A 26,677-nucleotide genomic window follows, 5' to 3' on the forward strand; every position below is an offset into this window, starting at 1 on the left:
ACAGCCTCGTGCCGTTCCCCGGAAGGGGCGGCAAGGATCCGTTGTTAGGGTGGTTTTCGCTCTGCGGGGTGCGACCCGGAAGGGATTCCCGGCGGCGCGGCCCCGCGCCTCCGGGTGAAAATGCAGGATGCGTGCCTTTCCCGGCGGCCGGGACTCAGGGGGCGGGCGGCGGGGAGGCGAAGAAGGCCTCGATGCGGGCGAAGACCTCTTCGGTGGGGGCGGCCACGGTCTCGGCGTCGGGCAGGGAGCGCAGGAAGATGCGGCCGTAGCCCTTCTTTACCACCCGGGCATCGAGGATCAGCACCACCCCGCGGTCCTCCCGGTGGCGGATGAGTCGGCCGAAGCCCTGCTTGAACTTGAGCACTGCCTGGGGAACGGTGTACTCCATGAAGGGATCGCCGCCAGCCCTCTCGATGGCCTCGGCGCGGGCCTCGAGGACCGGCTCGGTGGGGACCTTGAAGGGGAGCCGGGCGATGATCACCTGCTCCAGGGCGCGTCCCGGCACGTCGACCCCTTCCCAGAAGGAGTCGGTGCCGAAAAGGACGCTGGTCGGGTCCTGGGCGAACTTTTGCAGCAGGCGGTGGCGGTTCTCCTCCCCCTGGCGCAGGCAGTGGTAGCCCCGGGCTGCGAGGACAGGCGAGAGTTCGGCGTGGACCCGCTGCAGCAGCGAGTAGGCGGTGAACAGGACGAAGGAGCGGCCGTCGGCGGCGAGGACCGCCCTCTCGACGAGGTCGCGAACCGCCTCCGGGAAGCCGGCCCGCCCCGGCTCGGGGATGTCGGTGGGGACCGCCACCAGGGCCTGGTGGGCGAAGTCGAAGGGGGAGGCCAGCAGCAGCTCGCCGACCCGCCCCGGCTCGGTCCGGTCGAGACCCACCCGGTGCCGGAAGAAGTCGAAGGAGGTGCCGACGGCGAGGGTGGCGCTGGTCATGACCACGGTCTTGAAGCGGTCGTAGATCGCCCGCTTGAGGTGGCCGGCCACCTCGAGCCAGGCGCTGCACAGGCGGGGGACGACCCCGCTGCCCCGGCCGATGCGACCCCGCTTCACCTCGATCCAGGAGCAGGTTCCCTCGGCGCAGGCGACGAAGCCGCCGAGATCGGAGGCGATCCCCTCGAGACGGGCGGCGATGCCCCGGATGTCCACCAGGTTCGAGGAGAGCTTGTCGTGGACCGCCTCGGGAATCTTGTCGCAGGCCCGGAGCAGCTCCCGGACCGCTTTCGCCAGCAGGCCCGTCTCCTTGGAGAGTTTCCTGACCCGCTCCTCGATCTCTCCCCAGGTCTCGCCGGCGGCGAAGGCCGGCACGATCCGGTGCCGGATCTCCTCCCTGTCGGAGAGCCGGCGGCCGAGGGACGCGGCCAGGTCTGTGCCGATCTGCTCCAGGTCCCGCACGGCGCGGTCGAAGCGGGCCTGGCGGTCGACCAGCAGGTTCTCCACCCTGCCGTGAAGGTCCCGGTAAAGCTCGTCCTCGCTGTCGGGCAGTTCCCGGGCGAGGCTTGAGAGGAAGCGGGGCAGGAGTCCCATGTCGGCCTTGCGGGGGTGGCGCAGGCGGTTCAGCACCCGGGCGAAGGAGAAGCGGGTGATTTGGGCTGAGAAGTAGTTTGTGGCCACGTCCTCCAGGTGATGGGCCTCGTCGAGGATGATCCGCTCGAAGGGGGGCAGCACCGCGGCGGCCGAGTAGTTGTCGGTCTGGTCGCGCAGGGCCAGGTCTGACAGGAGCAGGGCGTGGTTGACCACCAGGAGGTCGGCCTGGGCCGCCCGGCGGCGCGCCCGGTGGAAGAAGCAGGCGCCGTAGTGCTGGCAGCGCACCCGGGCGCACTGGTCGAACTCGCAGCGCACCTCCTCCCAGACCTGTTGCCGGGGGAGAAAGGTCAGCTCCTCTTTCGAGCCGTCGGCCGTCTTTGCCGCCCACTCGCCGACCGCGGCCAGCTCGCCGGCGTGCTCGTCGTCGAACAGGCCCGGCTCCAGGCGGGCGCTCTCCAGCCGCCGGAGGCACAGGTAGTTGCCTCGCCCCTTGACCAGCACCGCACGGAACTGCAGTCCGGAGACCCGCTGCAGGAAGGGGATGTCCTTGCGGACGAGCTGCTCCTGGAGATTGATGGTGTTGGTGGAGACGACCACCCGCTCTTCGTTGCCCAGCGCCCAGAGGATGGCGGGAACCAGGTAGGCCAGGCTCTTGCCGGTGCCGGTGCCGGCCTCGACGACGCCCAGCTTCCCCCCGTTGAAGGCCTCGCCGACGGCGAAGGCCATGCGCAGCTGCTCTGGGCGATCTTCGTAGCCGGGCAGGCTCTTCGCCACCTCCCCGCCGGGCCCGAGGATGGCGTCGATCCGCTCCGGCTCGACCCGCTGCTCGGTGCGGGGAGCGAAGGCCTCGACCACCCGGTAGACCCTCTCCGCCCCGTTGTCGACGATGTAGAAGCCGACCCCGAGGGCGCCCAGCCGGGAGGCGATCTCGATGTCGGCTCCCGAGGGCTGAAGGTGGCCGGAGGGATGATTGTGGATGACGACCTCCCCGTGGGAGCAGGCCTGCATGATCGCCGGGACCGCCTCCTGCGAGCCGCGGGCCAGCACCTCCACCTCGACCACACGAAGGTCGGCGTCGGTGCGGCCGACGAAGAAGACCTCGTTGCCGCCGGCATCGGTGATCGCAGCCCGCATCAGCTGCCGGGCGTCGGGGGAAAAGCTTTGTTCCATGATTGCTCCTTCGCGCGGGCATTATAGGGGAGGGGCGGGGAAAAGGGAAGGGAGGGAGAGGGGTCGGCCGTCCGGGAGGCTTAATGGGCGGGAGCTCTGCGCTTCGCAGCCCCTCTGCTATACTTGGCTGAAAGGGACTATCTCGCGGCAATCATTGGAAGAATCGTTTCGGTGGCGGTTGGTCACGCCAAAACGGCCGCATCGAGGCAGGAGGTCCGATGGAAGAGGGCACCCTCAGGGAAGTCGTCAGGCTGGAGCGGGAGATCCACCGGCAACTCGCCGAGGAGCAGTTGCGGGCCGACGAAGGGCTCGAACGACTCCGCCGGGAACTCGAAGAGGAATACGAGGAGCAGTCGAAGGCCCTGGCCGAGGCCCTGGAACAGGCCGTCGAGGAGGCGAAGCGACAGAGCGAGGAGCGGGCGGCCGGGATGCTGGCCGAGTCGCGCCGCCAGGCCGAGCGCCTGGCGGCGATGAGCGATGAACAGCTGGGGAGGATCGTCCATAGGCAGATAGCCCTCATCGTGCCGGGAGAGGCGCATGATCGTCCGGATGTCGAAGGTTGAAATCGTCGGCACCAAGGGGCGGCTGATGGAGACCCTGACCCTGCTGCGGGAGCGCGGGGTGTTCCAGATCGAGCCGGAGATCGAGGAGCTGGCCGAGGGGGGCTACTGGGGCCGTGTCCGGGCCCTGGCTCCCGACGAAAAGGCCCTGTCGGAGCGGCTTTTTTTCCAGGACCTGCGGGACAGGATCGAGGAGCTCCTCTCCTACCTGCCCAAGGTCGACGTGCGCAGGGGCTATCTGGAGCCGCTGTCGGTGATCGACATTTTCCCGCCCCTGGTGGAGAAGCACCTGGCGGCGTGCCGGGAGCGGCATCTGGCGAAGGAGTCGCGCCTGAAGGAGCTGGCCGAGTTCGGCGGCTACTCGGACCTGCTCGGAGCGCTGGAGCCCCTGCTCGAGGGGGTGGACCGGGAGACCGGCCTGGAGCTGGTCGGGGTCACCATCAGGGCGCCGGAACTGGTCGGCCGTCTCCGCGAACTCGCCGAACAGATCACCGAGGGCCGCTTCCAGATGGAGACGGCCCGCTCGGAGAACGGCACCGTTGTGGGCCTGATCGCCACCGAGAAGGGGTTCGCCGACACCATCCGCTCGGCCCTGCAGGCCGAGCAGGTGCCGGAGATGACCTTTCCCGCCGGCTTTGCGGAGCTGCCTTTTGCCCAGAAGGCAGCAGCGCTGAGGGCCCAGTTCGCCGAGGTCGCCGAGCAGGTCGCGGTGCTCGAGGGAGAGCTGGAGGGTTTCGCCCGGCGCTGGCTTCCCATGTACCGGCGGGTCCGGGAGTGGCTCGAGGAAAGGCTTGCCCTGCTCCAGGTCACCGCCTCTGTCTTCGAGACCGAGATGTGCTTCTTCTGCCACGGCTGGGTCCCCTCGGCGGAGGCGGCGGCGCTTCGGCAGGTCCTCGCCGAGCGCTTCGGCGGCGAGGTCCACCTCGCGGTGAAAAAAATCCTGGAGCGGGATCTGGAGCGGGTCCCGGTCGCCCTGAAGAACCCCGCCTATTTCCGGCCCTTCGAACTCTTCGCCCGGCTGCTGCCGCTGCCCAGTTACACCTCCTACGACCCGACCCCCTTCCTCGGGATCTTCTTTCCCCTCTTCTTCGGCATGATCCTCGGCGACATCGGCTACGGGGTGCTCCTGCTGCTGGCCGCCCTGATCCTGATCCGCCTTTGCAGGGCCCGGACCCTTGTTTCCGACGGAGCCAAGATCCTCGGGGTTTCCGCCCTGTACTGCATTCTGTTCGGGATCCTCTTCGGAGAGTGCTTCGGCGACCTCGGCCACCGCCTGTTCGGGCTGCAGCCCCTCTGCTTCGAGCGCAGCGCCGCGATCGTGCCGATGATTTATTTCACCCTTTCCGTCGGGGTGATGCACGTCTGCCTGGGGCTCCTTATCGGGGCGTTTTCGGCCCTCAAGCGCAGGCTCCGCGGCGAGGCCATGTTCAGGTTGTTAAGCCTGGTGATCGTGCTCTGCGCCGTTGTGTTGCTGGTCGGCGTCATCGCACCCCTGCCCTGGCAGGTGAATCGCCCGCTGCTGGCCACGGTCCTGGTCGCCGCCCCGTTGCTGGTGCTCGCCAAGGGGCTGCTCGCGCCCCTGGAGTTGCTCAAGATTTTCGGCAACATTATTTCCTACGTCCGCATCATGGCCATCGGCCTGACCTCGGTTCTGCTGGCCCAGGTGGCCAACCGCCTCGGCGGGATGACCGGCGACATCGTGGCCGGCATCCTGGTGGCCGGCCTGCTCCATGCCTTCAACCTGCTGCTCGGGGTGTTCGCCCCCACCGTCCACTCCCTGCGTCTGCACTACGTGGAGTTTTTCGGCAAGTTCCTTGAGTTCGGGGGGCGCCGCTTCGAGCCCTTGGAGAAAGGGCCGAAGTGAGGGGGCGCCAAGAGGCCGTCACCGACCCGGAAAGGGAGAGAAAGGAGAATGTGTCCATGGAAAAGGCGATAATCGCATTTGCCGCGGCTCTGGCGGTGGGACTGCCGGCCCTGGCCACGGCCTGGGCCCAGTCGCGCATCGGCGCCGCTGGAGCGGGGACCCTGGCCGAAAAGCCCGAATTGACCGGAACCATCATCATCCTGGTGGCCATTCCCGAGACCATGACCATCCTCGGCTTCGTGGTCTCGGTGATGATCCTGCTGATGTACTGAGCCCATGAGCCAGGAGAAGCTTTTGGAGGCTCTGCGACGTCAGGGGGAGGAGAAGACCCGGGCGGTGCGGGAGCAGGCCGAGGCAGAGGAACAGAAGGCCCGCGGCGAGGCCCTGGAGCGGCTCGATCGGCTGGAGGCGGAGTTCCGGGAGCGGCGGGGCAGGGCCCTGGACGAGCAGTCCGGAGCCCTGCTGGGGGAGGCGGCCGCAAAGATGCGCAGGGTTCGCCTGGAGGCCGAGCATGCTCTGGCCGAGCGCCTCTGGAGCCTGGCCCGCGACGCCCTGCCCCGACTTCGCGGGGACGGGTACCCGGCGGCCTTTGCCGGCCTGGTGGGGGAGTTGCACCCCCTCGAGTGGCAGACCGTTCGGGTCAACCCCGCCGACCGGGACCTGGCCGCCGGGCACTTCCCCGGGGCCGAGATCGGCACCGACCCGGGCATTGTCGGCGGCCTGGAGGCGGTCGCTCCGGGTGGAAAAGTCCGGGTCTGCTCCACCTGGGAAAAACGCCTGGAGAGGGCCTGGGACGAACTGCTGCCCGGCCTGTTCCGGGAAATCCGCCGTGAGCTGGAGGACGATGACGCTGCTGCGAAGTCTTGAGAACCGGGGGTATCCGGGCGACTACCTCCTGGCCCGGGTGCGGGGGCGGCGGGGGAGGCTGGTGGCCGACTGGCGGGCCGCCGCGGCCCTCCCCTCTTCTCCGGAGGGGCACCCGGGAGACGCCTGGGGGCTTTTCCAGCGCGAGCTGTGCTGGCTCGCCGCCCAGATGAACCGTTCCCTGCAGAAGGCCTTTGTGCCGGTTTTCGAATACCTCTAGCTGCGGACGGTGATCCTCTGCCTGAGAAACAAGCAGGGCCGGGAGGACGGCACGGTGAGGGACCTGCTGCGGCAGAGCCTGCTCGACCGGCGGGTGAAGCGGATGCTGACGGAGAGCCGCGACGCCCATGCCGCGGCGAGGGCCCTGGAAACCCTCCTCCTTTGCTACGATCCCCTGTTCAAGGGGCTGGCGGCAGGCTATGCCCAGGAGGGACTGCGAAGCTTCGAAGAGCGGCTCTCCGGCGGCTTCCTGGTCCTGAGGGCGGGGCAGAAGCTTCACCCTGCGGTTGCCGCCTTCTTCCGCTACCTTGTCGACATCCGCAACCTGCTCTCCCTCTACAAGCACCTGCGCTGGAAGCTCCGCGAAGCTCCTCCCGTCCTGGCGGGGGGGAAGATCCAAAGGGGGCTGCTGGTGCAGGTCTGGAAGGGGGGCGATCCGTCCGGCCTCGGCCCCCTTCTCGAGCGCCTGACCGGATCGCGGCCTGAGCTGACCGCCAGCGGCCTGGAAGGGGCACTGCTCGGCGGGCTGAGTGACCTGCTGCGGCGCCAGGGGCGGGATCCCCTGCAGGCCGGGGTGCTCCTCGACTATCTGTGGCGCAGCTACGTTCAGGCTCGCAACCGGAGCCTGCTGCAGAGGATGGGGGACAGCTTTGAGGGGGACCTGGCCGAGGAGCTGATCCGGTGAGGCGGGTCGTGTTTCTCACCCCCGCGGCGGCCCGCCACGGCTTCGCCCTGGCCGGGATGGGGGAGCGGACCGTGGCCGAGGGGGAGACCCGGCAGGCTCTGCAGGAGGTCATGGCCGAGCCCGACGTGGGGGTGGTGGTGGCCGACGAGCGCTTGCTGCGTGAGGTATCCGAGGAGAGTCTGCGGGAGATGGAGGGCCGCTGGGGGGGGATCCTGCTCGCCCTGCCGACCCCGGAAAAGGGTGCCGCCGAGGAGCTGGACTACGCCCAGAGGCTGATCCGCAGGGCCCTCGGCTACCATGTGAGGCTGAAGCTATGAGCGGACGCATAACCGGCCTGTCCGGGCCGACGGTGACCGTCGACCTCCGGGGCTTGAAGCTCTACGACCGGGTCTTCGTCGGGCGGGCGCGGCTCGCCGGTGAGGTGGTGCGGCTTGAGCGGGACCGGGCGGTCGTCCAGGTCTACGAGGACACCCGGGGACTGGGGGTGGGCGAGCCGGCCGAGAGCAGCGAAAGGCCCCTGACCGTCAAGCTCGGCCCGGGCCTGCTCGCCGGGATGTTCGACGGCCTGCAACGCCCCCTGGAGGCCCTGCGGGAGGAGACCGGCCCCTTTATCGGCAGCGGCCGGGAGCTCTTCCCCCTCGACCTCGACCATAGCTGGACCTTCCATCCCCTGGCCCGGGCAGGGCAGAGGGTGGAGGAGGGCGAGGCTCTCGGCTACGTGGAGGAGGGGCCCTTCCGTCACCTGATCGCCGCCGGCGCCGCCGGAACCATCGCCTCCCTGGCGGAGGGGGAGATCACCCTCCGCGAGCCGCTTGGCCACCTTCAGGACGGACAGGCGCTGAAGGCCTGGCAGGAGTGGCCGGCGCGCCAGCCGCGTCCCTACCGCAGGCACCTGGCGCCCACCCAGCCCCTGGTCACCGGGCAGCGCTGCATCGATTTCCTCTTCCCCCTGGTCAAGGGGGGGACCGCCATCTTCCCCGGCGGATTCGGCACCGGCAAGACGGTTCTCGAGCAGTCGATCGCCAAATTCGCCGACGTGGACCTGGTGGTCTACGTCGGCTGCGGCGAGCGGGGCAACGAGATGGCCGAACTGCTCGGGGAGATCGTCACCCTGTCGGACCCCTGGAGGGAGGGGGACCTGATGTCTCGGACGATGGTGGTGGTGAACACCTCCAACATGCCGGTGGCGGCCCGGGAGGCCTCCATCTACACGGCGGTGACCATGGCCGAGTACTACCGGGACATGGGCTACCACGTCCTCTTCCTGGCCGACAGTATCTCCCGCTGGGCCGAGGCCCTGCGGGAGATCTCCGCCTCCCTGGAGGAGATGCCGGGGGAGGAGGGGTACCCGACCTATCTCGGTTCGCGCCTGTCGGCCTTTCTGGAGCGGGCGGGGGTGGTGGAGACGGCGGGCGGAGCGACCGGCTCGCTGAGCATGATCCTCTCGGTCTCCCCGCCGGGAGGGGACTTTACCGAGCCGGTGACCCAGGCCTGCCTGCGCAGCGCCGGGGCCTTCTTCATGCTCGACACCTCCCTGGCCCACAGCCGCCACTTCCCCGCCATCCATTGGGGGCAGAGCTACTCCCTGTACGAGGGGGAGGCCGCGGTCTTCTTCGCCGAGCAGGTCTCCCCCCAATGGGAGGAGCAGAGGGGGCGCTGTCGGGAGCTGCTGCGCCGGGAGGAGGCCCTCAAGGAGGTGGCGGAGATCGTCGGCATGGAGGGCCTGCAGGACGCCGACCGCCTGCTGATGGTGGCCGCCGAGAGGATTCGCCGCGAGTTCCTTTGCCAGAACGCCTATACCGAAGACGCCTTCTCTCCTCCGGAGAAGACCCTGGCCGCCATCGGGGAGATCCTTGCCTTTTACGCCGGGGCCGAGGAGCGGCTCGCCGCCGGGGAAGCCCTGGACGAAATTCTTTCGAGGTAGCGCGATGCGCCTTGCCGAACACGCCTATGCAACCATCGCCTCCATCCGGGGGGCCCTGCTCTTTCTGGACGGGGTCCACGGGGCCCGCCTCGGCGAGGCGGTGCGTATCGTCTTCCCGGACGGCAGAGGCATGGCCGGGGAGGTCCTGAAGGTCGAGAGAGAGACGGTGCTGATCCAGGCCTTCGGGGAGACCCGGGGGCTTGACGTGGAGAACTCCGCGGTGGTCTTCAGCGACGCGCTGAAGAGGGCGCCGCTCTCCGCGGACTGCATCGGACGGGTCTTCGACGGCTCCTTTCGGCCCATCGACGGCCTGCCCATGTTCGTCCCCGAGGGGTGGGTGCCGCTGCTCGGTGCTCCCATCAACCCCGCCGCCCGGGCCGAGCCGGAGGAGTTCATCGAGACCGGCTTTTCCACCATCGACGGACTCAACACCCTCGTCAAGGGGCAGAAACTGCCGGTCTTCTCCTGCGCCGGGCTTCCCTCCAAGGAGATGGCCGCGGCCATCCTCCAGGGCTCTCGGCTGGCCGGGGGGGGCGACTTCGTGGTGGTCTTCGTGGCCCTCGGCCTGACCCACCACGACTTCACCTTCTACCTTCAGGCCCTGGAGGGGATGAAGGGCGACTTCGTGGCCTTCGTCAACCGGGCCGACGAGCCGGTGGTCGAAAGGCTGCTGGCGCCGCGCCTCGGCCTGGCCGTCGCCGAGGACCTGGCCTTCTCCCGGGGGATGGACGTGCTGGTGCTGGTCACCGACATGGCCAATTACTGCGACGCCCTGCGCGAGGTCTCCACCGCCCGGGAAGAGCTCCCCGGGCGGCGGGGCTACCCCGGCTACATGTACTCGGACCTGGCCTCCATCTACGAGCGGGCCGGGCGTATCAAGGGCCGGCCCGGGTCGGTGACGATGGTTCCGGTGGTGACCATGCCCGAGGACGACATCACCCACCCCATCCCCGACCTCACCGGCTATATCACCGAGGGGCAGGTCGTCCTCTCCCGGGAGCTTCACCAGAAGGGGATCTTCCCCCCCGTAGACGTCCTTCCCAGCCTCTCCCGGCTCATGCAGCACGGCATCGGCGAGGGCCACACCCGGGCCGACCACCGGCGCATCGCCAACCTGCTCTACCGCACCTACGCCAAGGGGCGCGAACTGCGCAAGCTGGAGGCGATCGTCGGTCGGGAGGGGATGATCGAGGCCGACCAGCAGATGCTCGACCTGGCCGACGCCTTCGAGGAGGAGATCGTCAGGCAGGGCCTGGAGCGTCGCAGCATCGGCCAGACCCTCGACGCCGGCCTGGAGTTGCTGCGGCGCTTCGGAGTGGAGGAGCCATGATTCACCCGACCCGGACCAACCTGCTCCTGCTCAAGGACAAGTCCCGCTCGGTGGTCAACAGCATCGCCATCCTCAAGGGGCGCCGCCAGGCGCTGATCCGCGAGCTGCTCTCCGCCAGCCTCCCCCTGCTGCGGGCCCGGGACGAGATCCGTACCCTCTACGGCCGGGCCCTGACCGAGCTGCAGCTGAGCCTCGGCCACGAGGGAGACGATTTCGTCCGTTCCCTGGTGCCGCTGAGCCGCCGGGAGCTGGGGCTGCAGATCGTCCCCCGCAAGGTCATGGGGGTCGCCTACCGCGACGTGACCGTAGAGCAGAGCCCGGTCCGTTCTCCGGACCAGAGGGAGTACGACTTCGCAGTCACCACCCCTCACCTGGAGGAGGCGATCGGCCTGTTCGAGACGGTCGTCGAGGAGATGCTGCGCATCGCCGCCTTCGAGGCGAAGCTGAAGCGCCTGGGGGCAGAACTGCTGCGCATAACCCGGCGCATTCGGGTCCTGGAGGAGCGCATCCAGCCGCGGTTGCGGGCCCAGATCCGCAGTATCGCCCAGTATCTCGGCGAGCGGGAGCGGGAGGCCCACTACCGGCTCAAACTGTTCAAGGGGAAGGTGGTCGGAGGTTAGCCAGCGAGGATCTCCTTCACCCCCTCGGCGAAGGAGACCGGGGAGAGCCCGAAGGTCTCGGCCCAGGGGCCAGGGTCGCAGACGTTCCCCTCGAGGAGCATGGTCAGTTGGTCGCTGGTGATGGGGAAGCGGGGCACCCCCTCGAGCAGGGCGACGAGGGGTTTCATCAGGAGCAGGGGCTGGTGGACTTTGCACACGCGGCTCTTGCCAACGGCCGCGCCGATGGCGTCGAGGACCTCGTCGTAGCTGTAGTCCTGCGGGCCGCAGCAGAGGTAGGTCTGGCCGATGGTCTCCGGCTTGTCCAGGGCGAGGGCGAAGCTTCGGGCCACGTCCTCCACCGCCACCGGGGCCATGCGGTAGCGGCCGTCGCCGAAAACCGGGACTACCGGCAGGCGACGGACCAGTTCGGCGAGGGTGTTGACGAACTCGCCCCCCGCCCCGAAGACGAGGGACGGGCGGAAGATCGTCCAGTCGAGGGAGGAGGCGCGCACAGCCTTCTCGGCCAGCCACTTGGTCCGGTGATAGCCGGTGGCGGCTCCTTCGCGGGAGCCGTTGGCGCTCATCTGCAGGTAGCGTCGCACCCCCTGGCTCTGAGCCGCCGCGACCACGTTGCGGGTCGCCTCGGCGTGCAGCTTTTCAAAGGTGATCCCCCGCCCCGGGAACTCCCGGATGATGCCGACCAGGTGGATGACCGCGTCGCACCCTTCGAGGGCCCCAGCCAGGGTCGCGGGGTCGGCGGCGTCGCCCGGTCGGGTCTCGATCCCCTCGCGGGTCGCAAGCTTCTTCTCGGAGCCGGGGCGCACCAGGCAGCGCACTTCGTGCCCCGCCGCGCCCAGCTGGCGCAGGATCTCTCCCCCCACGAAACCGGTCCCCCCGGTGACGAAAACCTTCATGGCAACCTCCGAAAAAATTTGAATTCAGAATCCGGGAGCCAGAATCCAGAATAGAATCCCTGACTGCTGAAAATCCGGCGCCTCAATTCCTCTCTGGCTCCTGGCTCTACCCCTTCACCACCGCCAGCGGGCGGAGGCGGGCGACGATCTTGCCGATGCCGTCCTGCTGAACTACCTGAACCACTTCGGCGACGTCCTTGTACGCCTCGGGAATCTCCTCGGCGACGGTGGCCCGGCCCGCGGCGCGGATGAGGATGCCCCGGGCCGCCAGTTCGGCCTCGATGTTGCGGCCGCGGGCAAGTTTCTTGGCGGCGTGTCGCGACAGCATCCGGCCGGCGCCGTGGCAGGTGGAGCCGAAGGTCTCCGCGAAGCCCCCCTCGGTTCCGACCAGTACGTAGGAGTAGCGCCCCATGTCCCCGGGGATGAGGACCGGCTGCCCTACCGCGCGGTACGCCTCGGGAGTCTCGGGGTGGCCGGGGGGGAAGGCGCGGGTGGCCCCCTTGCGGTGGACGCAGAGGCGCCGCTCGCGGCCCCCGACGGTGTGGGTCTCCCACTTGGCGATGTTGTGGCAGACGTCGTAGATGACCGACAGGCGCAGGTCGCCCGGTCCCAGGCCGAGCACCTGCTCGAAGGACTCGCGCACCCAGGCGGTGATGAGCTGGCGGTTGGCGAAGGCGAAGTTGGCTGCGCAGGCCATGGCGGCCATGTACTGGAGCGCTTCGGGGCTCTTCAGGGGAGCGCAGCACAGTTGCCGGTCGGGCAGGTCGATGCCGTACCTGCGGCTCGCCGCGAGCATGACCAGGATGTAGTCGTCGCAGACCTGGTGGCCGAACCCCCGGCTTCCGGTGTGGATGGTCACGGTCAGCTGGCCGGGGAAGAGCCCCAGGGCGTCGGCGGCCTTGCGGTCCTGAATCTCCTCCACCTCCTGAACCTCCAGAAAGTGATTCCCGCTGCCCAGGGTGCCGAGCTGGGCCCGACCCCTCTCCATGGCACGATCGGAGACGAACTCCGGATCGGCCCCGGCGATGGTGCCCCCCGCTTCGATGTGGCGCAAATCCTCCTCGCCGCCATAGCCGTGCTCCACCGCCCAGCGTGCTCCCTTCTGCAGCACCTTGCGCTCTTCCTGATGCAAAAGCTTCAGGTCGCGGCGCTGTGAGCCGACCCCGGAGGGGACGTTGCGGAACAGGGTGTTGACCAGTTCCTTGAGTCGGGGGCGGGCCTCTGCGGCGGCCAGGCCGCTGCGCAGCAGGCGTACCCCGCAGTTGATGTCGTAGCCGACCCCGCCGGGGGAAACGACCCCTTCTTCGGGCTCGAAGGCGGCGACTCCGCCGATGGGGAAGCCGTAGCCCCAGTGAATGTCGGGCATGGCGATGGAGGGGCCGACGATGCCGGGAAGGGTGGCCACGTTGCGCACCTGCTCGAGGGCCTGCTCCTTCTGCAGGAAGGCCATCATCGCCTCGCTGGCGAAGACCAGCCCCTCGGTGCGCATCGCCCCTTCCCGGGGGATGCGCCAGCGGCAGGCGTCGATTTTCTCGATTTTCACGGTCATTGCAAAAAAGGCTTCAGGGGGCAGACCTCCCCGGCCCCTTCAGCCCGTCGCCTTTCTCCGTGGTGTTTTACAGGTCCAGGTAGACCCGGGCCCGCCACAGATCGTCCCTTTTCTCCACCTTGACCTGGTGGTAGGTTGCGGCTTTGACTTCCCTCTGCACAAGATGTTCCTTCGGGTCGAAGGGCGTCCCGCGAACCACGCCTTTCAGGAAGTCCTTCCCGACTTCCGAGACCTGGAAATCGAGGGGCACCAGGCTGCGGATCTCAAAGAGGAACAGAATCTCGTTGAGCCAGTTGACGAGCAACTCCTCCCGATCCGCTCCGCCGATGGTGACCGTCTCCTCCACGAACGGGGAAGCCTCAATGACTCCGAAGAGGATTTCTGTCAGGCCACGGGCGGCCTCGACAAAGAGCTCTTCAAGGGTCGCGGCGGAGGCCTCGATTCCCATGTCGGCAGTGTGTTCCAGCAGCCGGTAGCTCGCCACGGACTTCCCTCTTCACGCCCGCGGCGCAGCATCGGCCCCGGGGTCGGTTTAGGCCCTTCGTTCCCACGTCACCCTGCAGACCGAGTGCTCATCGGTCCAGGATACCCGCAGATCCCCCTGGTGGGCCTTGTGCAGAGCCCTGCCGAGGTGTTCGGCCAACTTCTGCTCGGTCGTCTCGATGCAAAGGTCGTCCCCCTGCCGGTCGACGCTGATGATCCGCTCCAGGGGGTTTTTGGCCCTGGCTTTGCTCTCCTCGTTCTTGAGAATGTTGCGGATCTCCTCCTCATGTTCCCACAGGTAGCTGCCGCGCAGGGTGACGATCCCCTCGGGATAGTGCTCGGCGACCTTGCGGCAGGCGGGGCAGGTGACCCAGCCCACGTCTTTGCTCTTCCTGGCTTCTTCGAATCCCGCCGGGTCTGTGTACCAGCGTTTGTTGCGGTAGACGGACTGGCAGCTGCCGCAGACGGAGGTCTCTTTCAGGCCTTCCTCGGGCAGGTAGGGGTCGCTGCTGGTCTGGGCGCGGCCGCGCTTGTCGCTGATTCCAAATTTGGTGTCTTTTCGCATTCTTATCACCCTTTTCTGGCTGGAGGTTTGCCTCCCTGATTTCAGTATAGCACCATTGTCGGGGGTGTGTTTTTCAGGGCCCTTCCTTGCCTTTGCGCATCTTTTTGTAGACCAGGGGCAGTACGACCACCATGACCAGGAAAAGCCCGAGGGGCAGAAGGAAGTCGGGGGTGAGGAAGGCCCGCCATCCCCCCCCCGCGGCCTTCTGAGTCGCTTCGGTGAGGTAGCAGTAGGCAAAGGTGCCCGGAATGATCCCGAGGGCGGTGGAGATGAAGTAGTACCGGAAGCTGACCTTGGAGAGGCCCGCTCCGAAGTTGATGCCGTTGAAGGGGAAGAGGGGGATCAGGCGCATGATGAAGAGGATCTTGAGACCGTGCTTTTCGATGCTCTCGTCGAAATCCTTGAGTTTGCCCCCCCGCAGGAAGCGGGCCACGAAGTCCCGGCCCAGGGTGCGGGCCATGAGAAAACAGCCGCAGGCGCCGATCGTGGCGCCGGCGACGATGTAGAGGGTGGCGGGCAGGGCGCCGAAGGCCAGGGCCCCGGCGATGGTGAGGACCACCCCCGGGAAGGCGAAGACGGTGAAGACGATGTAGAGCACGATGTAGATCAGCGGCGCCCAGAAGCCCGCCTGCTCCAGGAAGCGGCCGAGCTGCTCCTGGGACAGGTAGCTGCCGACGCCGGTGAACTTGGCCAGCGCCACCAGAGCGGCCAGAAACAGGATCAGCAGGGCGAACTTGAGGCCGGCCTTGCTAGACGTTTCGCTCATGCCCGAAATCTCCTTTTGTTCCTAGCGCGGCCAGCGGGTGTGGTGCTCTTCGCGAGTGGGCGGCGCTTCGGGGGCGCGCAGAACGGCCCGGCAGGGAGCGCCCTCGGCGCCGTCGAGACGCAGCGGCAGGCAGATCAGCTCGTAAGGGCCCCGTTTCACCCCGGACAGGTTGAGCCCCTCGAGCACGGTCACGCCGGCCTCCAGGAGGGTCCGGTGCACCGCCCCGGTGGAGCGGAAGGGCTCGATCGAGAGGTAGTCGATGCCCACCAACCGGACCCCGATCTCTACCAGGTAGGCGGCCCCGTCCGGGGTCAGGCCGTCGTAGTCCTCGCTGAAGTCGGACCGGGACCAGAGCAGGGAGTTGCGGGTGCGCAGCAGGAGGCGGCCCTGGCCCTTCAGCTTGAGTTTTCTCAGTTCTTCTCCCCTGATGTCCCCCCGGCGGTGGGCCAGGTCCACCACCATGCACGGCCCGACGAGGGTCTCCAGGGGAATGTCTCCGACGGTTCCCTCCTCCCCCAGCAGGTGGGCGGGGGCGTCGAGGTGGGTGCCGGCGTGGCTACCCAGGCGCAGCCGGCTGAGGCGGAAACTCTCTGGCGTACCCGGGACCGTTTCCTCCATCCTTTCGAAGGGGGGATCCCCCGGATAGCGGGGGAGGGCGGGGGAGAGGGGGACGCTGATGTCGTGCAGGGGCATGGCGCGGTTGTCCTTTTCGGGGTGGCGGCGGAGGCGGAATTTGTCCCCGGTCGCTTGCTTAAGCCGGTTTGGAACCTATAATGAATAGCACATGCGGAAGGGATCCGTAAAACCCCTCTTCCCAAAGTATACGAAACCACAGGTGGATTTCTTGACAGAGGGGCGTCAAAATAATAAAACAATGTTATTATTTTCTTGGGATATGGCCAAGTTCTTCCTTTTCGGCCTTAAAATAAAAACATAATACCGTTTGTTTGTCATTCTGCCTTGCGGAAAGGAGGTCAGATCTATGAAGGACCACCACCCGTCCGATCAGGCTTCGGTGCCTGAAGGAATCCTGGAGAGCTGGGAGGCCAAAGGGGTCAGTCGTCGGGATTTTCTCAAGTTCTGCAGCGCGATGACCGCTACCCTGGCCCTGCCGGCGACCTTCGTGCCCCGCATCGCCCAGGCCCTCGAGGACACGCGGATACCGGTCATCTGGCTCGAGTTCCAGGCCTGCACCGGGGACACCGAAGCCCTGCTGCGGGGCAACCAGCCGACCGCGGCCGAGCTGATCCTCGACCACCTCTCGGTGGAATACATCGAGACAGTGATGGCCGCCGCCGGCCACCAGGCCGAAGAAGCCAAGAACCGGGCGGTGGAGAAGTACAAGGGGCAGTACCTGGTCCTGGTGGACGGTTCGGTGCCGACCGGCGAGGGAGGGGCCTATTGCACCATCGCCGGCGAGAGCGCCCTCGAGGTCGCGCGCAAGGTGTGCGGCAACGCCGCCGCCACGATCGCCGTGGGCAGCTGTGCCTCCTTCGGGGGGGTGCCGGCCGCGGCGCCCAATCCCACCGGGGCGGTCTCCATCGCCGAGGCGGTGCCCGGGGCGACGGTGCTCAACATGCCGGGCTGCCCGGTCAACGCCCAGAACCTGACGGCGGTCATCGTCCACTTCCTCACCTTCGGCAGGCTCCCCGCCACCGACCGCCTGGGCCGCCCTCTCTTCGCCTACGGCAAGCGCATCCACGACAACTGCGAGCGGCGCATCCACTTCGACGCCGGCCAGTACGCCGAGGGTTTCGGCGACGAGGGGCACCGCAAGGGCTACTGCCTGTACAAGCTCGGCTGCAAGGGTCCCGAGACCTTCCACAACTGCCCGTCGGTGCGTTACAACGAGGGGCAGAGCTGGCCGGTCATGGCCGGCCACGGCTGCATCGGCTGCTCGGAGCCCGGCTTCTGGGACACCATGAGTCCCTTCTACCGGCGCCTTCCCAATGTGCCCGGTTTCGGCGTCGAGGCCACCGCCGACAAGATCGGCCTCGGCCTGGCGGCGGCCACCGCCCTGGCCTTCGGGGCCCACGGGGTGGCGAGCGCCTTCCGCAAGGGGGATAAGGTCGAAGCTGATAAAGTGATCAAGGAGGACTAGCCCATGGCCAAGAAGATTGTTGTCGATCCGATTACCCGTATTGAGGGCCACCTGCGCATCGAGGCCCAGATAGAGGGGGGCAAGATCGCCGCGGCCTGGAGCTCCTCCACCGCCTTCCGCGGCATCGAAACCATCCTCAAGGGGCGCGACCCGCGCGACGCTCACCACTTCACCCAGCGTTTCTGCGGGGTCTGCACGACGGTCCACTCCATGGCGAGCATCCGTTGCGTCGAGGACGCCCTCAAGATCCAGATTCCCGACAACGCCCGCCTGATCCGCAACCTGATCATGGCCAGCCAGAACGTACAGGACCACGTCATCCACTTCTACCACCTGCACGCTCTCGACTGGGTGGACATCACCGGGGCTCTCAAGGCCGACCCGGCCGCCACCGCCAAGCTGGCCCAGTCCCTGTCGGACTGGCCCAAGTCGAGCGCCGCCTATTTCAAGACGGTCCAGGAGAGGATCGGCGCCTTTGTCGGCACCGGCCGCCTCGGCCCCTTTCAGAACGCCTACTGGGGGCACAGCGCCTACAAGCTGCCGCCCGAGGCCAACCTGATGGCGGTGGCCCACTACCTCGAGGCCCTCGAATGGCAGAAGGACGTGATCAAGGTCCACGCCATCCTCGGCGCCAAGAACCCCCATCCCCAGACCTTCCTCGTCGGGGGGATGGCGATCCCCGTCGATCCCGACAGCCAGAACGCCCTCAACGCCGACAAGCTCGCCCTGATCCGCAAACTGCTGCGCAAGGCCCACAGGTTCGTCGAGCAGGTCTACATCCCCGACCTGCTGGCGGTGGCCTCCTTTTACAAGGAGTGGGCCGGCATCGGCGGCGGGGTCGGCAACTTCCTCGCCTACGGCGACTTCCCCATGGACAATGGCGGCGCTTCGGAGAACCTCTACTTCCCCCGCGGGGTGGTCATGGGCAAGGACCTGGCCAACGTCATGGAGATGGACCCGGCCAAGATCACCGAATACGTGACCCACTCGTGGTACACCTACGACCAGGGGGACGACAAGGGGTTGCATCCCTTCGACGGAGAGACCAGCCCCAAGTACACCGGCCCAAAACCACCCTACGAGCATCTCGATACCGACCAGAAGTACTCCTGGGTCAAATCGCCCCGCTACCTGGACCAACCGATGGAGGTCGGTCCCCTGGCGCGCATGGTCATCGCCTACGCCAAGGGGCATCCCGAGGTCCAGCAGACGGTCAATTTCGTCCTCGGCAAGCTGGGGGTCGGCCCCGAGGCCCTCTTCTCCACCCTCGGCCGCACCGCCGCCCGGGGCATCGAGACCCTGCTCCTTTCGGGCAAGGCAGAAGAGTGGCTCAACGGACTGGCGGACAACATGGGCCGGGGCATTCTCGAAGTGCACAACGGCGACCGGTGGGATCCTTCCACATGGCCTGCCGAGGCCCAGGGCTTCGGTTTTCACGAGGCCCCCCGCGGGGCCCTCGGCCATTGGGTCCGCATCGAAAATGGGGCCATCGCCAACTATCAGGCCGTGGTCCCCTCCACCTGGAACGCCGGTCCGCGCGACGCCCTGGGGCAGATGGGCCCTTACGAGGCCGCCCTGGTCGGCACCCCTGTGGCCGACCCGGAAAAGCCGGTGGAAATCCTGCGCACGATCCATTCCTTCGACCCCTGCCTGGCCTGCGCGGTCCACGTCCTGGACGGGACCGGCTCGGAAATCGTCCGGGTTCGGGCTCTTTAGAGCAAGGAGGGACGCCATGGAAATACGCTATGTCTGGGAACTTCCGGTCCGCCTGACCCACTGGGTCAACGCTCTGTGCGTGGTGGTGCTGTCCCTCACAGGCTTCTACATCGGACATCCCTTTATTGGCGGTGCCGGCTCGGCGGCCTTCGTCATGGGCTGGGTCCGCTTTGTCCACTTCACTTTCGCCTACCTCTTCCTCGTCTCGGTGCTGGTCAGGTACTACTGGTTCTTCGCCGGAAACCACGACTCTTCCTGGAGGATGTACACCTCCTGGTTCACCAGGGAGGGACGGGGCAGGGCCTTGAAATTCTTCCGTTACTACACCTTCACCGGCCGGACCATCCCCTACGAGGTCGGCCATAACCCCCTTGCAGTGCTGGCCTACGCCGCGGTCTTCACCCTCTTCGTGGTCCAGATCGTGACCGGCTTCGCCCTCTACGGCCAGTTCGCCCCGGGCGGATTCTGGGACGGCACGCTCGGGTGGCTGCTGGTCAGCTTCGATTCCCAGAACCTGCGTCTGGTCCATCATCTGGTGATGTGGCTGCTGACAGGTTTCGCCATTAACCACGTCTACAGCGCCTGGCTGATGGACGTGAAGGAGATGAACGGCACCATGAGCAGCATTTTCGGCGGTTACAAGTACATCGAGCCGGAGGACCTCTCGTGAGGGCGCTGATACTCGGCCTCGGTAATGCCCTGATGACCGATGACGCCCTCGGGGTGCTGGCGGTCGAAGAACTGCAAAGCCGGTACCGCTTTCCTGCCGGGGTGAGAGTCGTGGACGGCGGAACCCTCGGACTCGATCTGCTGCCCCTCCTGGAGGGGGTGGACCGGCTGCTGCTGGTCGATGCTCTGCAGATGGGGGCCAAGCCGGGGGCGGTCTTCCGGTTGGCCGGGGAGGAGGTGCCGCGGGCCCTGGCCAGCAAGTTGTCGGTGCACCAGATGGGGGCTCAGGATCTGCTTGCTCTGGCCGAGCTGCGCGGGCACCTGCCCGGGGAGCTGGTGGTCTGGGGGGTCCAGCCACGCTAAGTGGAGGTCGGTCTGAAGCTGACCCCGCCCGTGGCCGCAGCCCTCGATTCCCTGCTCGAAGGGATTCTCGGGGAAGTGGCCGGGTGGGGCTTGGCGCCGCGTCCGGCCACCGGGCGGCGCTCTTCCCGGGACCGATCGGTGCGCTTCCCTTTCTTCGCCGGGTGAGACCATGCGCCTTGCCCTTCTGGCCGCCGGCATGCTCTTCTTCCTTTCCGCCTGCAGCGACTCCCCCTCCTTCCCCCGCCGGGAGCCTCCCGCAGCTCTCCTGACCGATCCGGGCAGCCGGGCCGCCGGGGCGGGGCTCTTTGCCCGCCACTGCGCCGTCTGTCATGGCAGCCCCGCAGAGGGGCGCAGCTCCCGCGCCGATTTCTTCCTGCCCCCCGCCTCCTCTTTCCGGGAAAGTCGTTATCGTCGCCTCGATCCCGCCTATCTGTTCTGGCGCATCGAGGTCGGCAAGACCGCCGAGCCTTACCGCTCCCGCGGATCGGTGATGCCCGCCTGGGGGCCCCACTTTTCCGAGGAGCAGATTTGGCAGATCGTCGCCTATCTGCTCGGGCGAAGCGGAGGAGAGTCTTAGGCGAAAATGGAAATTTAACAGTAAAAAAACCCCTTCCGAATGGAGGGGTGTTTTTATTCACACTTTTTCATTTTTTATTTTGGATAAATTTGTTACAAGGGGCGCTGGATGAAACGGCGTCCCTTTTTTCTAAATATGGGAAAACGGGAAACATGTGGGATCGGGTTTGGCCGTTTCCTGGAAGAATCCGCGGAAGCGGGCGGTTTTATGAAGCGCCAATGAAACGGTCGGGAGGATCCCTGCGGAGGGCGTCTTTCCCGGCGGCACGGGGCGCAATAATGCAGGATTCGACAGCACGGAAGGAGAAGGACATGTCGAAAACGGTGGAACTGGATGCGGCAATGCTCGGCCTGAAAAGTGTCGGCAAGCTCTATCACAACCTGAGTTACGATGAGCTTTTCGAGCATGAGACCAAAAACAGCGAGGGCCAGGTGTCGGACAACGGCACCATGATGGTCGACACCGGCAAGTTCACCGGTCGCTCCCCCAAAGACAAGTACTTCGTCCACCAGTTGCCCTCCTTCGAGAACATCGCCTGGGGCAAGATCAACAAGGCTGTGGCTCCCGAGGTCTTCGACGAGCTCTACGCCGAGGTGACCGACTACCTCTCGGGCAAGGACCTCTATGTCACCGATGGCTTCTGCGGTTCCAATGAGAAGACCCGCAAGTCGGTGCGTTTCGTCACCGAGTTCGGCTGGCAGTCCCACTTCGTCAAGAACATGTTCATTCGCCCCGGCGAGCAGGACCTGGAGGGGTTCGCCCCCGGCTTCACCGTCTACAACGCCAGCAACCTGAGCAACAAGGACTGGGAGCGCCACGGTCTCAACTCCGAGGTTTTCGTCATTTTCAACATCGAGAAGAACGTGGCGATCATCGGCGGCACCTGGTACGGCGGGGAGATGAAGAAGGGCATCTTCACCATGATGAACTACTGGCTGCCGCTGCAGGGGATCCTCTCCATGCACTGCTCGGCCAACGTCGGCGCCGCCGGAGACGTATGCCTCTTCTTCGGCCTTTCCGGTACCGGCAAGACGACCCTCTCCACCGACGCCTCCCGCAAACTCATCGGCGACGACGAGCACGGCTGGGACGACGACGGCATCTTCAACTTCGAGGGGGGCTGCTACGCCAAGACCATCAACCTGAGCCAGGAGAGCGAGCCGGAGATCTACCAGGCGATCCAGCGCGACGCGCTGCTCGAGAACGTCGTCGCCTGCGACAAGGGAATCATCGACTTTGACGACGATTCCAAGACCGAGAACACCCGCGTCTCCTATCCCATCGAGCACATCGAGAACCACGAGCCGTCCCTGAAGGCGGATCATCCGAAGAACATCATCTTCCTCACCTGCGACGCCTTCGGTGTGTTGCCCCCGGTCAGCAAGCTGACCCGCGAGCAGGCAATGTACTACTTCCTCTCCGGCTACACCGCCAAGGTCGCCGGGACCGAGCGCGGTGTCACCGAGCCTTCGGCGACCTTCTCCGCCTGCTTCGGCGAGGCCTTCCTCCCCCTGCACCCCACCGCCTACGCCAAGCTCCTCGGCGAGAAGATGGAGAAGCACGGGGTCAACGCCTACCTGGTCAACACCGGCTGGGCCGGCGGCGGCTACGGCGTCGGCAAGCGGATGAGCATCAAGGCGACCCGGGCCTGCGTCAACGCCATCCTCGACGGCAGCATCGAGAACGCCGAGTTTGACCAGACCCGCTGGTTCCGCTTGAACATCCCGAAGGAGCTGCCCGGTGTCGACAGCGCCCTGCTCAACCCGCGCAACGCCTGGACCGACAAAGAGGACTTCGACGCGACCGCCAACAAGCTTGCCGGGATGTTCATCGAGAACTTCAAGAAGTACATCCAGGACGGCGACGACTTCGACTTCACTCAGGCCGGGCCGCGGATGTAGGGTCTGTTTTTAAAAGTGATGACTGAAAAGGGGCAGCCCCGCCGGGGCCGCCCCTTTTTCTTTGGGTTGAAATTCCCTTCCTGATCTGAGAGGGTGGGAAGCAGCAGGGCAAGCGCTCCGTGGAGATCTTCGCAACATGTGCCTTATCCTCTTTTCCTACAACCAGCATCCCGATAATCGCCTTGTCATGGCGGCCAACCGCGACGAGTTCTTCGCCCGGCCCACCGCCCCGGCCGCCTTCTGGGAAGAGGCGCCGGGGGTTCTTTCGGGGCGGGACCTGCAGGGCGGCGGGAGTTGGTTCGGCATCACCCGCTGCGGACGGCTGGCGGCGGTGACCAATTTCCGGGACCGGGGCGAGCTTCAGGAGGGCGGCACGTCCCGCGGCCTGCTGGTGAGCGACTACCTTCTGGGGGAAGAGCCGCCCGGGGACTACCTGCGGCGGGTGGCCCGCCGCGGTGCTGAATACAAGGGGTTCAACCTGCTGGCCGGCGATGGTGAGGGGCTCTGGTACTATTCCAACCGCCAGGGGCGCGTCCGCCGCCTTCCGCCGGGGCTTTACGGACTGAGCAATCATCTGCTCGACACCCCCTGGCCCAAGGTGGCGGGGGGCAAGGTCGCCCTGGCCGCTGCTCTGGACGGGACACCGGACCCGGAGGCCCTCTTCGCCCTGCTCGCCGACACCACCCGGGTCGCCGATGCCGAGCTGCCCGATACGGGGTTCGGCCCGGAGTGGGAGCGCATTCTCTCCTCCCGGTTCATCGCCGGCCCCGATTACGGCACCCGCTCCAGCTCCGTGTTGCTGGTCGGCCGGGAAGGCCGGGTGGAATTCACCGAGAGGAGCTACGCGAAAAACCACGGCTCGTGGCGGGAGGAACGTTTTACGTTTCAAATCGCTTGCAATGATTAGCGCGGCCACAACCCGCTGGACATTTATTTGATATTTATGTATTTTTGGCAACGAAGCTAGTCGGCAGGTTCACCTCAGCTTTCGGAGCCAGGCTTGGACCAATCTATCGAGAAGAGAGAGCCGCACATCCCCGAGGAGATCCCTCTCCTTCCCGTTCGGGACGTTGTCATATTCCCCTACATGATCCTCCCCCTCTTTGTGGGGCGCGAAAAATCGGTCGCGGCGGTCGATGCGGCCCTGTCCCGTGACCGTCTTATCTTCCTGGCTTCCCAGAAGGAGCTGGCCGAGGAAGAGCCGGAACCCGAGGACATCTATCGGGTCGGCACCGTGGCCATGATCATGCGCATGCTCAAGCTCCCCGACGGCCGGCTGAAGGTTCTGGTCCAGGGACTCGGCAAGGCGCGCCTTGCCGAATTTCTCTCCCGGGAGCCCTTCTTCCATGTCCGGGTCGAGCGCCTTGACGAGCCCGGTCAGGCCGAGCTGCCCCTGGAGACCGAGGCTCTCATGCGCACCGTGCACGACCAGCTCGCTCAGCTGGTCAATATGGGCAAGGCGATCTCCCCCGAGGTCATGGTCGTGGTGGAGAATATCGAGGAACCGGGCGGCCTGGCGGACCTTGTTGCGAGCAACATCGGTCTCAAGGTCGCCGACGCCCAGGAAATGCTCGAACTTTTTGACCCCGTGGAGCGCCTGCGGCGGGTCAAGGACATGCTGGCCAAGGAGCTTGAACTGACAGCGGTTCAGAGCCGCATCCAGACCCAGGCCCAGGAGGAGATGGGCAAGACCCAGCGCGAGTATTTCCTGCGCGAGCAGCTGCGAGCCATTCAGGCCGAGTTGGGAGAGAGCGATCCGCGGGCCGAGGACGTGGCCGAGCTGCGCCTCAAACTCAAGGACGCCAGGCTTCCGGAGGAGGCCCTGGCCGATGCCGAGAAGCAGCTGCGGCGCCTCGAGAGCATGCACCACGAGGCGGCCGAGTATTCCATGCTGCGCACCTACCTGGACTGGCTGGTGGATCTGCCCTGGGGCCGGGTAACCCGCGACAATCTCGACCTGAAAAAGGCCAAGGCCGTTCTCGACGAGGACCATTACAACCTGGAGAAGGTCAAGGACCGGATTCTGGAATTTCTCGCCGTGCGCAAGCTGAAACGGGAGCCGAAGGGGCCGGTGCTCTGCTTCGTCGGCCCGCCCGGGGTGGGCAAGACGAGCCTGGGCAAGTCGATCGCCCGGGCCCTGGGGCGCAAGTTCGTGCGCATTTCCCTCGGCGGGGTGCGCGACGAGGCGGAGATCCGGGGGCACCGCCGCACCTACGTGGGCGCCCTGCCCGGGCGCATCCTTCAGGGCATGAAACAAGCCGGCACCAACAACCCGGTCTTCATGCTCGACGAGCTGGACAAGGTCGGGGCCGATTTCCGCGGCGACCCCTCGGCGGCGCTGCTGGAGCTGCTCGACCCCGAGCAGAACCACGCTTTCTCCGACCACTACATCAACCTCCCCTTCGACCTCTCCCGGGTTCTGTTCATCGCCACCGCCAACATCATGGATCCGGTCCCCTCGGCCCTCAAGGACCGCCTCGAGGTCATCCGGCTCTCGGGCTACACCGCCGAGGAGAAGCTGCACATCGCCCGGCGCTTTCTGGTTCCGCGGCAGATTCAGGAAAACGGTCTCAAGGAGGGACAGGTGCGCTTCTCCGGAACCGCCCTTCTCAAGCTGGTTGCCGGCTACACCGCCGAGGCCGGCTTGCGCAACCTGGAGCGGGAGATCGGCAGCATTTGCCGCAAGGTGGCCCGGCGCTTCGGCGAGGGCAAGAAACGGCCGGTGCTGGTCACCGAGGCCGCGGTGGAGCGCTTCCTTGGACCCGTGCGTTACCTGCCCGAGGAGGAACGCCTGGAGAGCGAGGTGGGGGTCGCCACCGGCCTGGCCTGGACCGAGGTGGGTGGCGAGGTCCTCTACGTCGAGGTCAATACCATGAAGGGCAAGGGGGACCTGACCCTTACCGGGCACCTGGGGGAGGTCATGAAGGAGAGCGCTCAGGCCGCCCTCTCCTACGCCCGGGCCCATGCCGGAGAACTCGGGATCGACCCCGGCTTTTTCGAAGAACGGGACGTCCACATCCACGTTCCTGCGGGGGCCATCCCCAAGGACGGCCCGAGCGCCGGGGTCACCATGGCGGTAGCCCTTATCTCGGCCCTTTCCGGCCGCCGGGTCAGTAAGGACGTGGCCATGACCGGCGAGATCACCCTGCGCGGCAAGGTGCTGCCGGTGGGGGGGCTCAAGGAGAAGACCTTGGCGGCGCTGCGGGCCCATATAAATACGATCATCGTTCCCCACCGCAACGCCAAGGACTTGGAGGAGATTCCGGCGCACCTGCGCAAGAAGCTGCGCTTCGTGGTGGCGAAAAGCATGGAGGAGGTGCTCTGCGCGGCCCTCGAAGGCGTGGAATGAAGCTCTCCGACCTGGGAGAGTTCTGCTTTATCGAGCGGCTGCGGGATTCGGTCCCGGCCGGCAGCGGGGTGCGCTGCGGCATCGGTGACGACTGCGCGGCCCTCGAGCTTCCGCCGGGGGAGTTGCTCCTGACGACCACCGACATGCTTATCGAGGAGGTTCACTTCCGCCGTCAGTGGACCGACCTGCGGTTGCTCGGGCGCAAGAGCGTGGCGGTGAACGTGAGCGACGTCGCCGCCATGGGCGGCACCCCGCGGCATCTCTTTCTCGGCCTGGGGATTCCCCGGGAGATGGAGGTGGAGGAGCTGGACGCCTTCATGGCGGGATTTCTGGAGAGTGCCGCCCGGTACGGCGCCTGCCTCGCGGGAGGCGACACCTGCCGGTCGCCGGGGCCGCTGTTGATCTCCGTCACTGCGGAGGGATCGGTTCCCGAAGGGGAGCTGGTCGGCCGGGAGGGCGCCCGGCCCGGGGATGCCGTCTACGTTTCGGGAACCCTGGGGGACAGCGCCCTGGCCCTGCGCCTGCTGCAGGACGAGTGCTCCCCCGATCCCCACCTGGCCCGACGCCACCACGATCCCGAGGCGCGGGTCGGTCTGGGCCGGGCCCTGGCGCGGGCCGGCCTGCCCACGGCGATGATCGACCTGTCCGACGGGCTGCTCGCCGATCTGGGGCACATCCTGGAGGCCTCCAAGGTCGGGGCCCGGGTGGACGAGGCGGCCCTGCCCCTCTCCGAGCCCTTCCGCCGCGCCAGCGAAAGGGATCCGGCCCTTCTGGAGCTGGCCCTGGCCGGCGGGGAGGACTACGAACTGTTGTTCACCGTTCCCCCGGACCGGGAGGCGGGGATCTCAGGACTGGCCCGGGAGGCGGGCCTGCCCCTGACCCGGGTGGGGAGCGTGGGGCTGGCTAATGACGGGCTGACCGTCCAGGATCGCCAGGGAGCGGTTCGGCGGCCGACGCGCGGCGGCTTCAACCACTTTGGCCGGAAGTAGG

The 26,677-nt window shown here is 66.7% G+C and carries 27 protein-coding genes; 20 read left to right on the top strand and 7 right to left on the bottom strand.

Features of this window, described 5'->3' with window-relative positions:
* Positions 1–154: 154 nt before the first annotated feature.
* Complete coding sequence (locus C0617_RS11545) at positions 155–2,689, bottom strand: helicase C-terminal domain-containing protein (RefSeq protein ID WP_291317180.1); 2,535 nt, start codon at positions 2,687–2,689, stop codon at positions 155–157.
* A gap of 218 nt (positions 2,690–2,907) precedes the next feature.
* Between C0617_RS11545 and C0617_RS11550 the strand changes: the two genes are divergently transcribed.
* The 10 genes from C0617_RS11550 to C0617_RS11595 are packed head-to-tail and all read left to right on the top strand — an operon-like array spanning position 2,908 to position 10,755.
* Positions 2,908–3,252 (top strand): hypothetical protein, encoded by a 345-nt coding sequence (locus C0617_RS11550; protein ID WP_291317181.1) that lies wholly within the window; start codon positions 2,908–2,910, stop codon positions 3,250–3,252.
* Positions 3,227–5,113 carry a V-type ATPase 116kDa subunit family protein gene (locus C0617_RS11555; RefSeq protein ID WP_291317182.1) on the top strand — a complete coding sequence of 629 codons (1,887 nt, stop codon included), beginning with the start codon at positions 3,227–3,229 and terminating at the stop codon, positions 5,111–5,113. The genes C0617_RS11550 and C0617_RS11555 overlap by 26 nt, the downstream gene beginning before the upstream one ends.
* Before the next feature lie 56 nt (positions 5,114–5,169).
* Positions 5,170–5,385: a hypothetical protein gene (locus tag C0617_RS11560; protein ID WP_291317183.1), complete on the top strand. Its 216-nt coding sequence runs from the start codon at positions 5,170–5,172 to the stop codon at positions 5,383–5,385.
* Between the two features lie 22 nt (positions 5,386–5,407).
* The gene (locus C0617_RS11565; protein ID WP_291317184.1) at positions 5,408–5,980 is read left to right on the top strand and encodes a V-type ATP synthase subunit E family protein; all 573 of its coding nucleotides are present in this window, start codon (positions 5,408–5,410) and stop codon (positions 5,978–5,980) included.
* Positions 5,958–6,197 (top strand): hypothetical protein, encoded by a 240-nt coding sequence (locus C0617_RS11570; RefSeq protein ID WP_291317185.1) that lies wholly within the window; start codon positions 5,958–5,960, stop codon positions 6,195–6,197. Before C0617_RS11565 ends, C0617_RS11570 begins: the two co-directional genes overlap by 23 nt.
* A 54-nt stretch (positions 6,198–6,251) precedes the next feature.
* Positions 6,252–6,881 carry a hypothetical protein gene (locus tag C0617_RS11575; RefSeq protein ID WP_291317186.1) on the top strand — a complete coding sequence of 210 codons (630 nt, stop codon included), beginning with the start codon at positions 6,252–6,254 and terminating at the stop codon, positions 6,879–6,881.
* Positions 6,878–7,198 carry a V-type ATP synthase subunit F gene (locus C0617_RS11580; RefSeq protein ID WP_291317187.1) on the top strand — a complete coding sequence of 107 codons (321 nt, stop codon included), beginning with the start codon at positions 6,878–6,880 and terminating at the stop codon, positions 7,196–7,198. The genes C0617_RS11575 and C0617_RS11580 overlap by 4 nt, the downstream gene beginning before the upstream one ends.
* Positions 7,195–8,805: a V-type ATP synthase subunit A gene (locus C0617_RS11585; RefSeq protein ID WP_291317188.1), complete on the top strand. Its 1,611-nt coding sequence runs from the start codon at positions 7,195–7,197 to the stop codon at positions 8,803–8,805. The genes C0617_RS11580 and C0617_RS11585 overlap by 4 nt, the downstream gene beginning before the upstream one ends.
* A gap of 4 nt (positions 8,806–8,809) precedes the next feature.
* Entirely contained in the window at positions 8,810–10,135 is a 1,326-nt protein-coding gene (locus C0617_RS11590) for a V-type ATP synthase subunit B (protein ID WP_291317189.1), read from the top strand.
* Positions 10,132–10,755, top strand: coding sequence for a V-type ATP synthase subunit D (locus tag C0617_RS11595; protein WP_291317190.1), 624 nt, complete (start codon positions 10,132–10,134; stop codon positions 10,753–10,755). The genes C0617_RS11590 and C0617_RS11595 overlap by 4 nt, the downstream gene beginning before the upstream one ends.
* Here C0617_RS11595 and C0617_RS11600 read toward each other — a convergent pair.
* The 6 genes from C0617_RS11600 to C0617_RS11625 form a co-directional block, all read right to left on the bottom strand.
* Positions 10,752–11,648 carry a complex I NDUFA9 subunit family protein gene (locus tag C0617_RS11600; RefSeq protein WP_291317191.1) on the bottom strand — a complete coding sequence of 299 codons (897 nt, stop codon included), beginning with the start codon at positions 11,646–11,648 and terminating at the stop codon, positions 10,752–10,754. The two genes, C0617_RS11595 and C0617_RS11600, sit on opposite strands and share 4 nt — an antisense overlap.
* A gap of 106 nt (positions 11,649–11,754) precedes the next feature.
* Positions 11,755–13,197, bottom strand: coding sequence for an RtcB family protein (locus tag C0617_RS11605; RefSeq protein WP_291317192.1), 1,443 nt, complete (start codon positions 13,195–13,197; stop codon positions 11,755–11,757).
* A gap of 67 nt (positions 13,198–13,264) precedes the next feature.
* Positions 13,265–13,681, bottom strand: a complete 417-nt coding sequence (locus tag C0617_RS11610) for an archease (protein WP_291317193.1) — start codon at positions 13,679–13,681, stop codon at positions 13,265–13,267.
* Positions 13,682–13,729: 48 nt separating this feature from the next.
* Positions 13,730–14,245, bottom strand: coding sequence for a BCAM0308 family protein (locus tag C0617_RS11615; protein WP_291317194.1), 516 nt, complete (start codon positions 14,243–14,245; stop codon positions 13,730–13,732).
* Between the two features lie 73 nt (positions 14,246–14,318).
* Positions 14,319–15,011: a TVP38/TMEM64 family protein gene (locus C0617_RS11620; protein ID WP_291317195.1), complete on the bottom strand. Its 693-nt coding sequence runs from the start codon at positions 15,009–15,011 to the stop codon at positions 14,319–14,321.
* Between the two features lie 21 nt (positions 15,012–15,032).
* Entirely contained in the window at positions 15,033–15,704 is a 672-nt protein-coding gene (locus C0617_RS11625; protein ID WP_291317196.1) for a cyclase family protein, read from the bottom strand.
* A 289-nt stretch (positions 15,705–15,993) separates the two neighbouring features.
* Here C0617_RS11625 and C0617_RS11630 point away from each other — a divergent pair, with 289 nt between their 5' ends.
* The 10 genes from C0617_RS11630 (at position 15,994) to thiL (ending at position 26,676) form a co-directional block, all read left to right on the top strand.
* Positions 15,994–17,112: a hydrogenase small subunit gene (locus tag C0617_RS11630; protein WP_291317197.1), complete on the top strand. Its 1,119-nt coding sequence runs from the start codon at positions 15,994–15,996 to the stop codon at positions 17,110–17,112.
* Positions 17,113–17,115: 3 nt separating this feature from the next.
* Complete coding sequence (locus tag C0617_RS11635; RefSeq protein WP_291317198.1) at positions 17,116–18,828, top strand: nickel-dependent hydrogenase large subunit; 1,713 nt, start codon at positions 17,116–17,118, stop codon at positions 18,826–18,828.
* A 16-nt stretch (positions 18,829–18,844) separates the two neighbouring features.
* Entirely contained in the window at positions 18,845–19,498 is a 654-nt protein-coding gene (gene cybH / locus C0617_RS11640; protein ID WP_291317199.1) for a Ni/Fe-hydrogenase, b-type cytochrome subunit, read from the top strand.
* Positions 19,495–19,860 (top strand): hydrogenase maturation protease, encoded by a 366-nt coding sequence (locus C0617_RS11645; RefSeq protein WP_291317200.1) that lies wholly within the window; start codon positions 19,495–19,497, stop codon positions 19,858–19,860. Before cybH ends, C0617_RS11645 begins: the two co-directional genes overlap by 4 nt.
* The gene (locus C0617_RS11650; RefSeq protein ID WP_291317201.1) at positions 19,861–20,025 is read left to right on the top strand and encodes a hypothetical protein; all 165 of its coding nucleotides are present in this window, start codon (positions 19,861–19,863) and stop codon (positions 20,023–20,025) included.
* A 4-nt stretch (positions 20,026–20,029) separates the two neighbouring features.
* Positions 20,030–20,437, top strand: a complete 408-nt coding sequence (locus tag C0617_RS11655; RefSeq protein ID WP_291317202.1) for a cytochrome c — start codon at positions 20,030–20,032, stop codon at positions 20,435–20,437.
* Between the two features lie 311 nt (positions 20,438–20,748).
* Positions 20,749–22,338 (top strand): phosphoenolpyruvate carboxykinase (ATP), encoded by a 1,590-nt coding sequence (gene pckA / locus C0617_RS11660; RefSeq protein WP_291317203.1) that lies wholly within the window; start codon positions 20,749–20,751, stop codon positions 22,336–22,338.
* A gap of 136 nt (positions 22,339–22,474) precedes the next feature.
* A complete protein-coding gene (locus C0617_RS11665) occupies positions 22,475–23,245 on the top strand; it encodes an NRDE family protein (protein WP_291317204.1) in 771 nt (256 codons plus the stop codon).
* A 93-nt stretch (positions 23,246–23,338) separates the two neighbouring features.
* Complete coding sequence (gene lon / locus C0617_RS11670; protein ID WP_291317205.1) at positions 23,339–25,687, top strand: endopeptidase La; 2,349 nt, start codon at positions 23,339–23,341, stop codon at positions 25,685–25,687.
* On the top strand, positions 25,684–26,676 hold the full coding sequence (thiL, locus tag C0617_RS11675) for a thiamine-phosphate kinase (RefSeq protein WP_291317206.1): 993 nt from the start codon (positions 25,684–25,686) through the stop codon (positions 26,674–26,676). Before lon ends, thiL begins: the two co-directional genes overlap by 4 nt.
* Position 26,677: the final 1 nt, after the last annotated feature.

Source organism: Desulfuromonas sp. (genome assembly GCF_002868845.1).
GTDB lineage: Bacteria > Desulfobacterota > Desulfuromonadia > Desulfuromonadales > BM501 > BM501.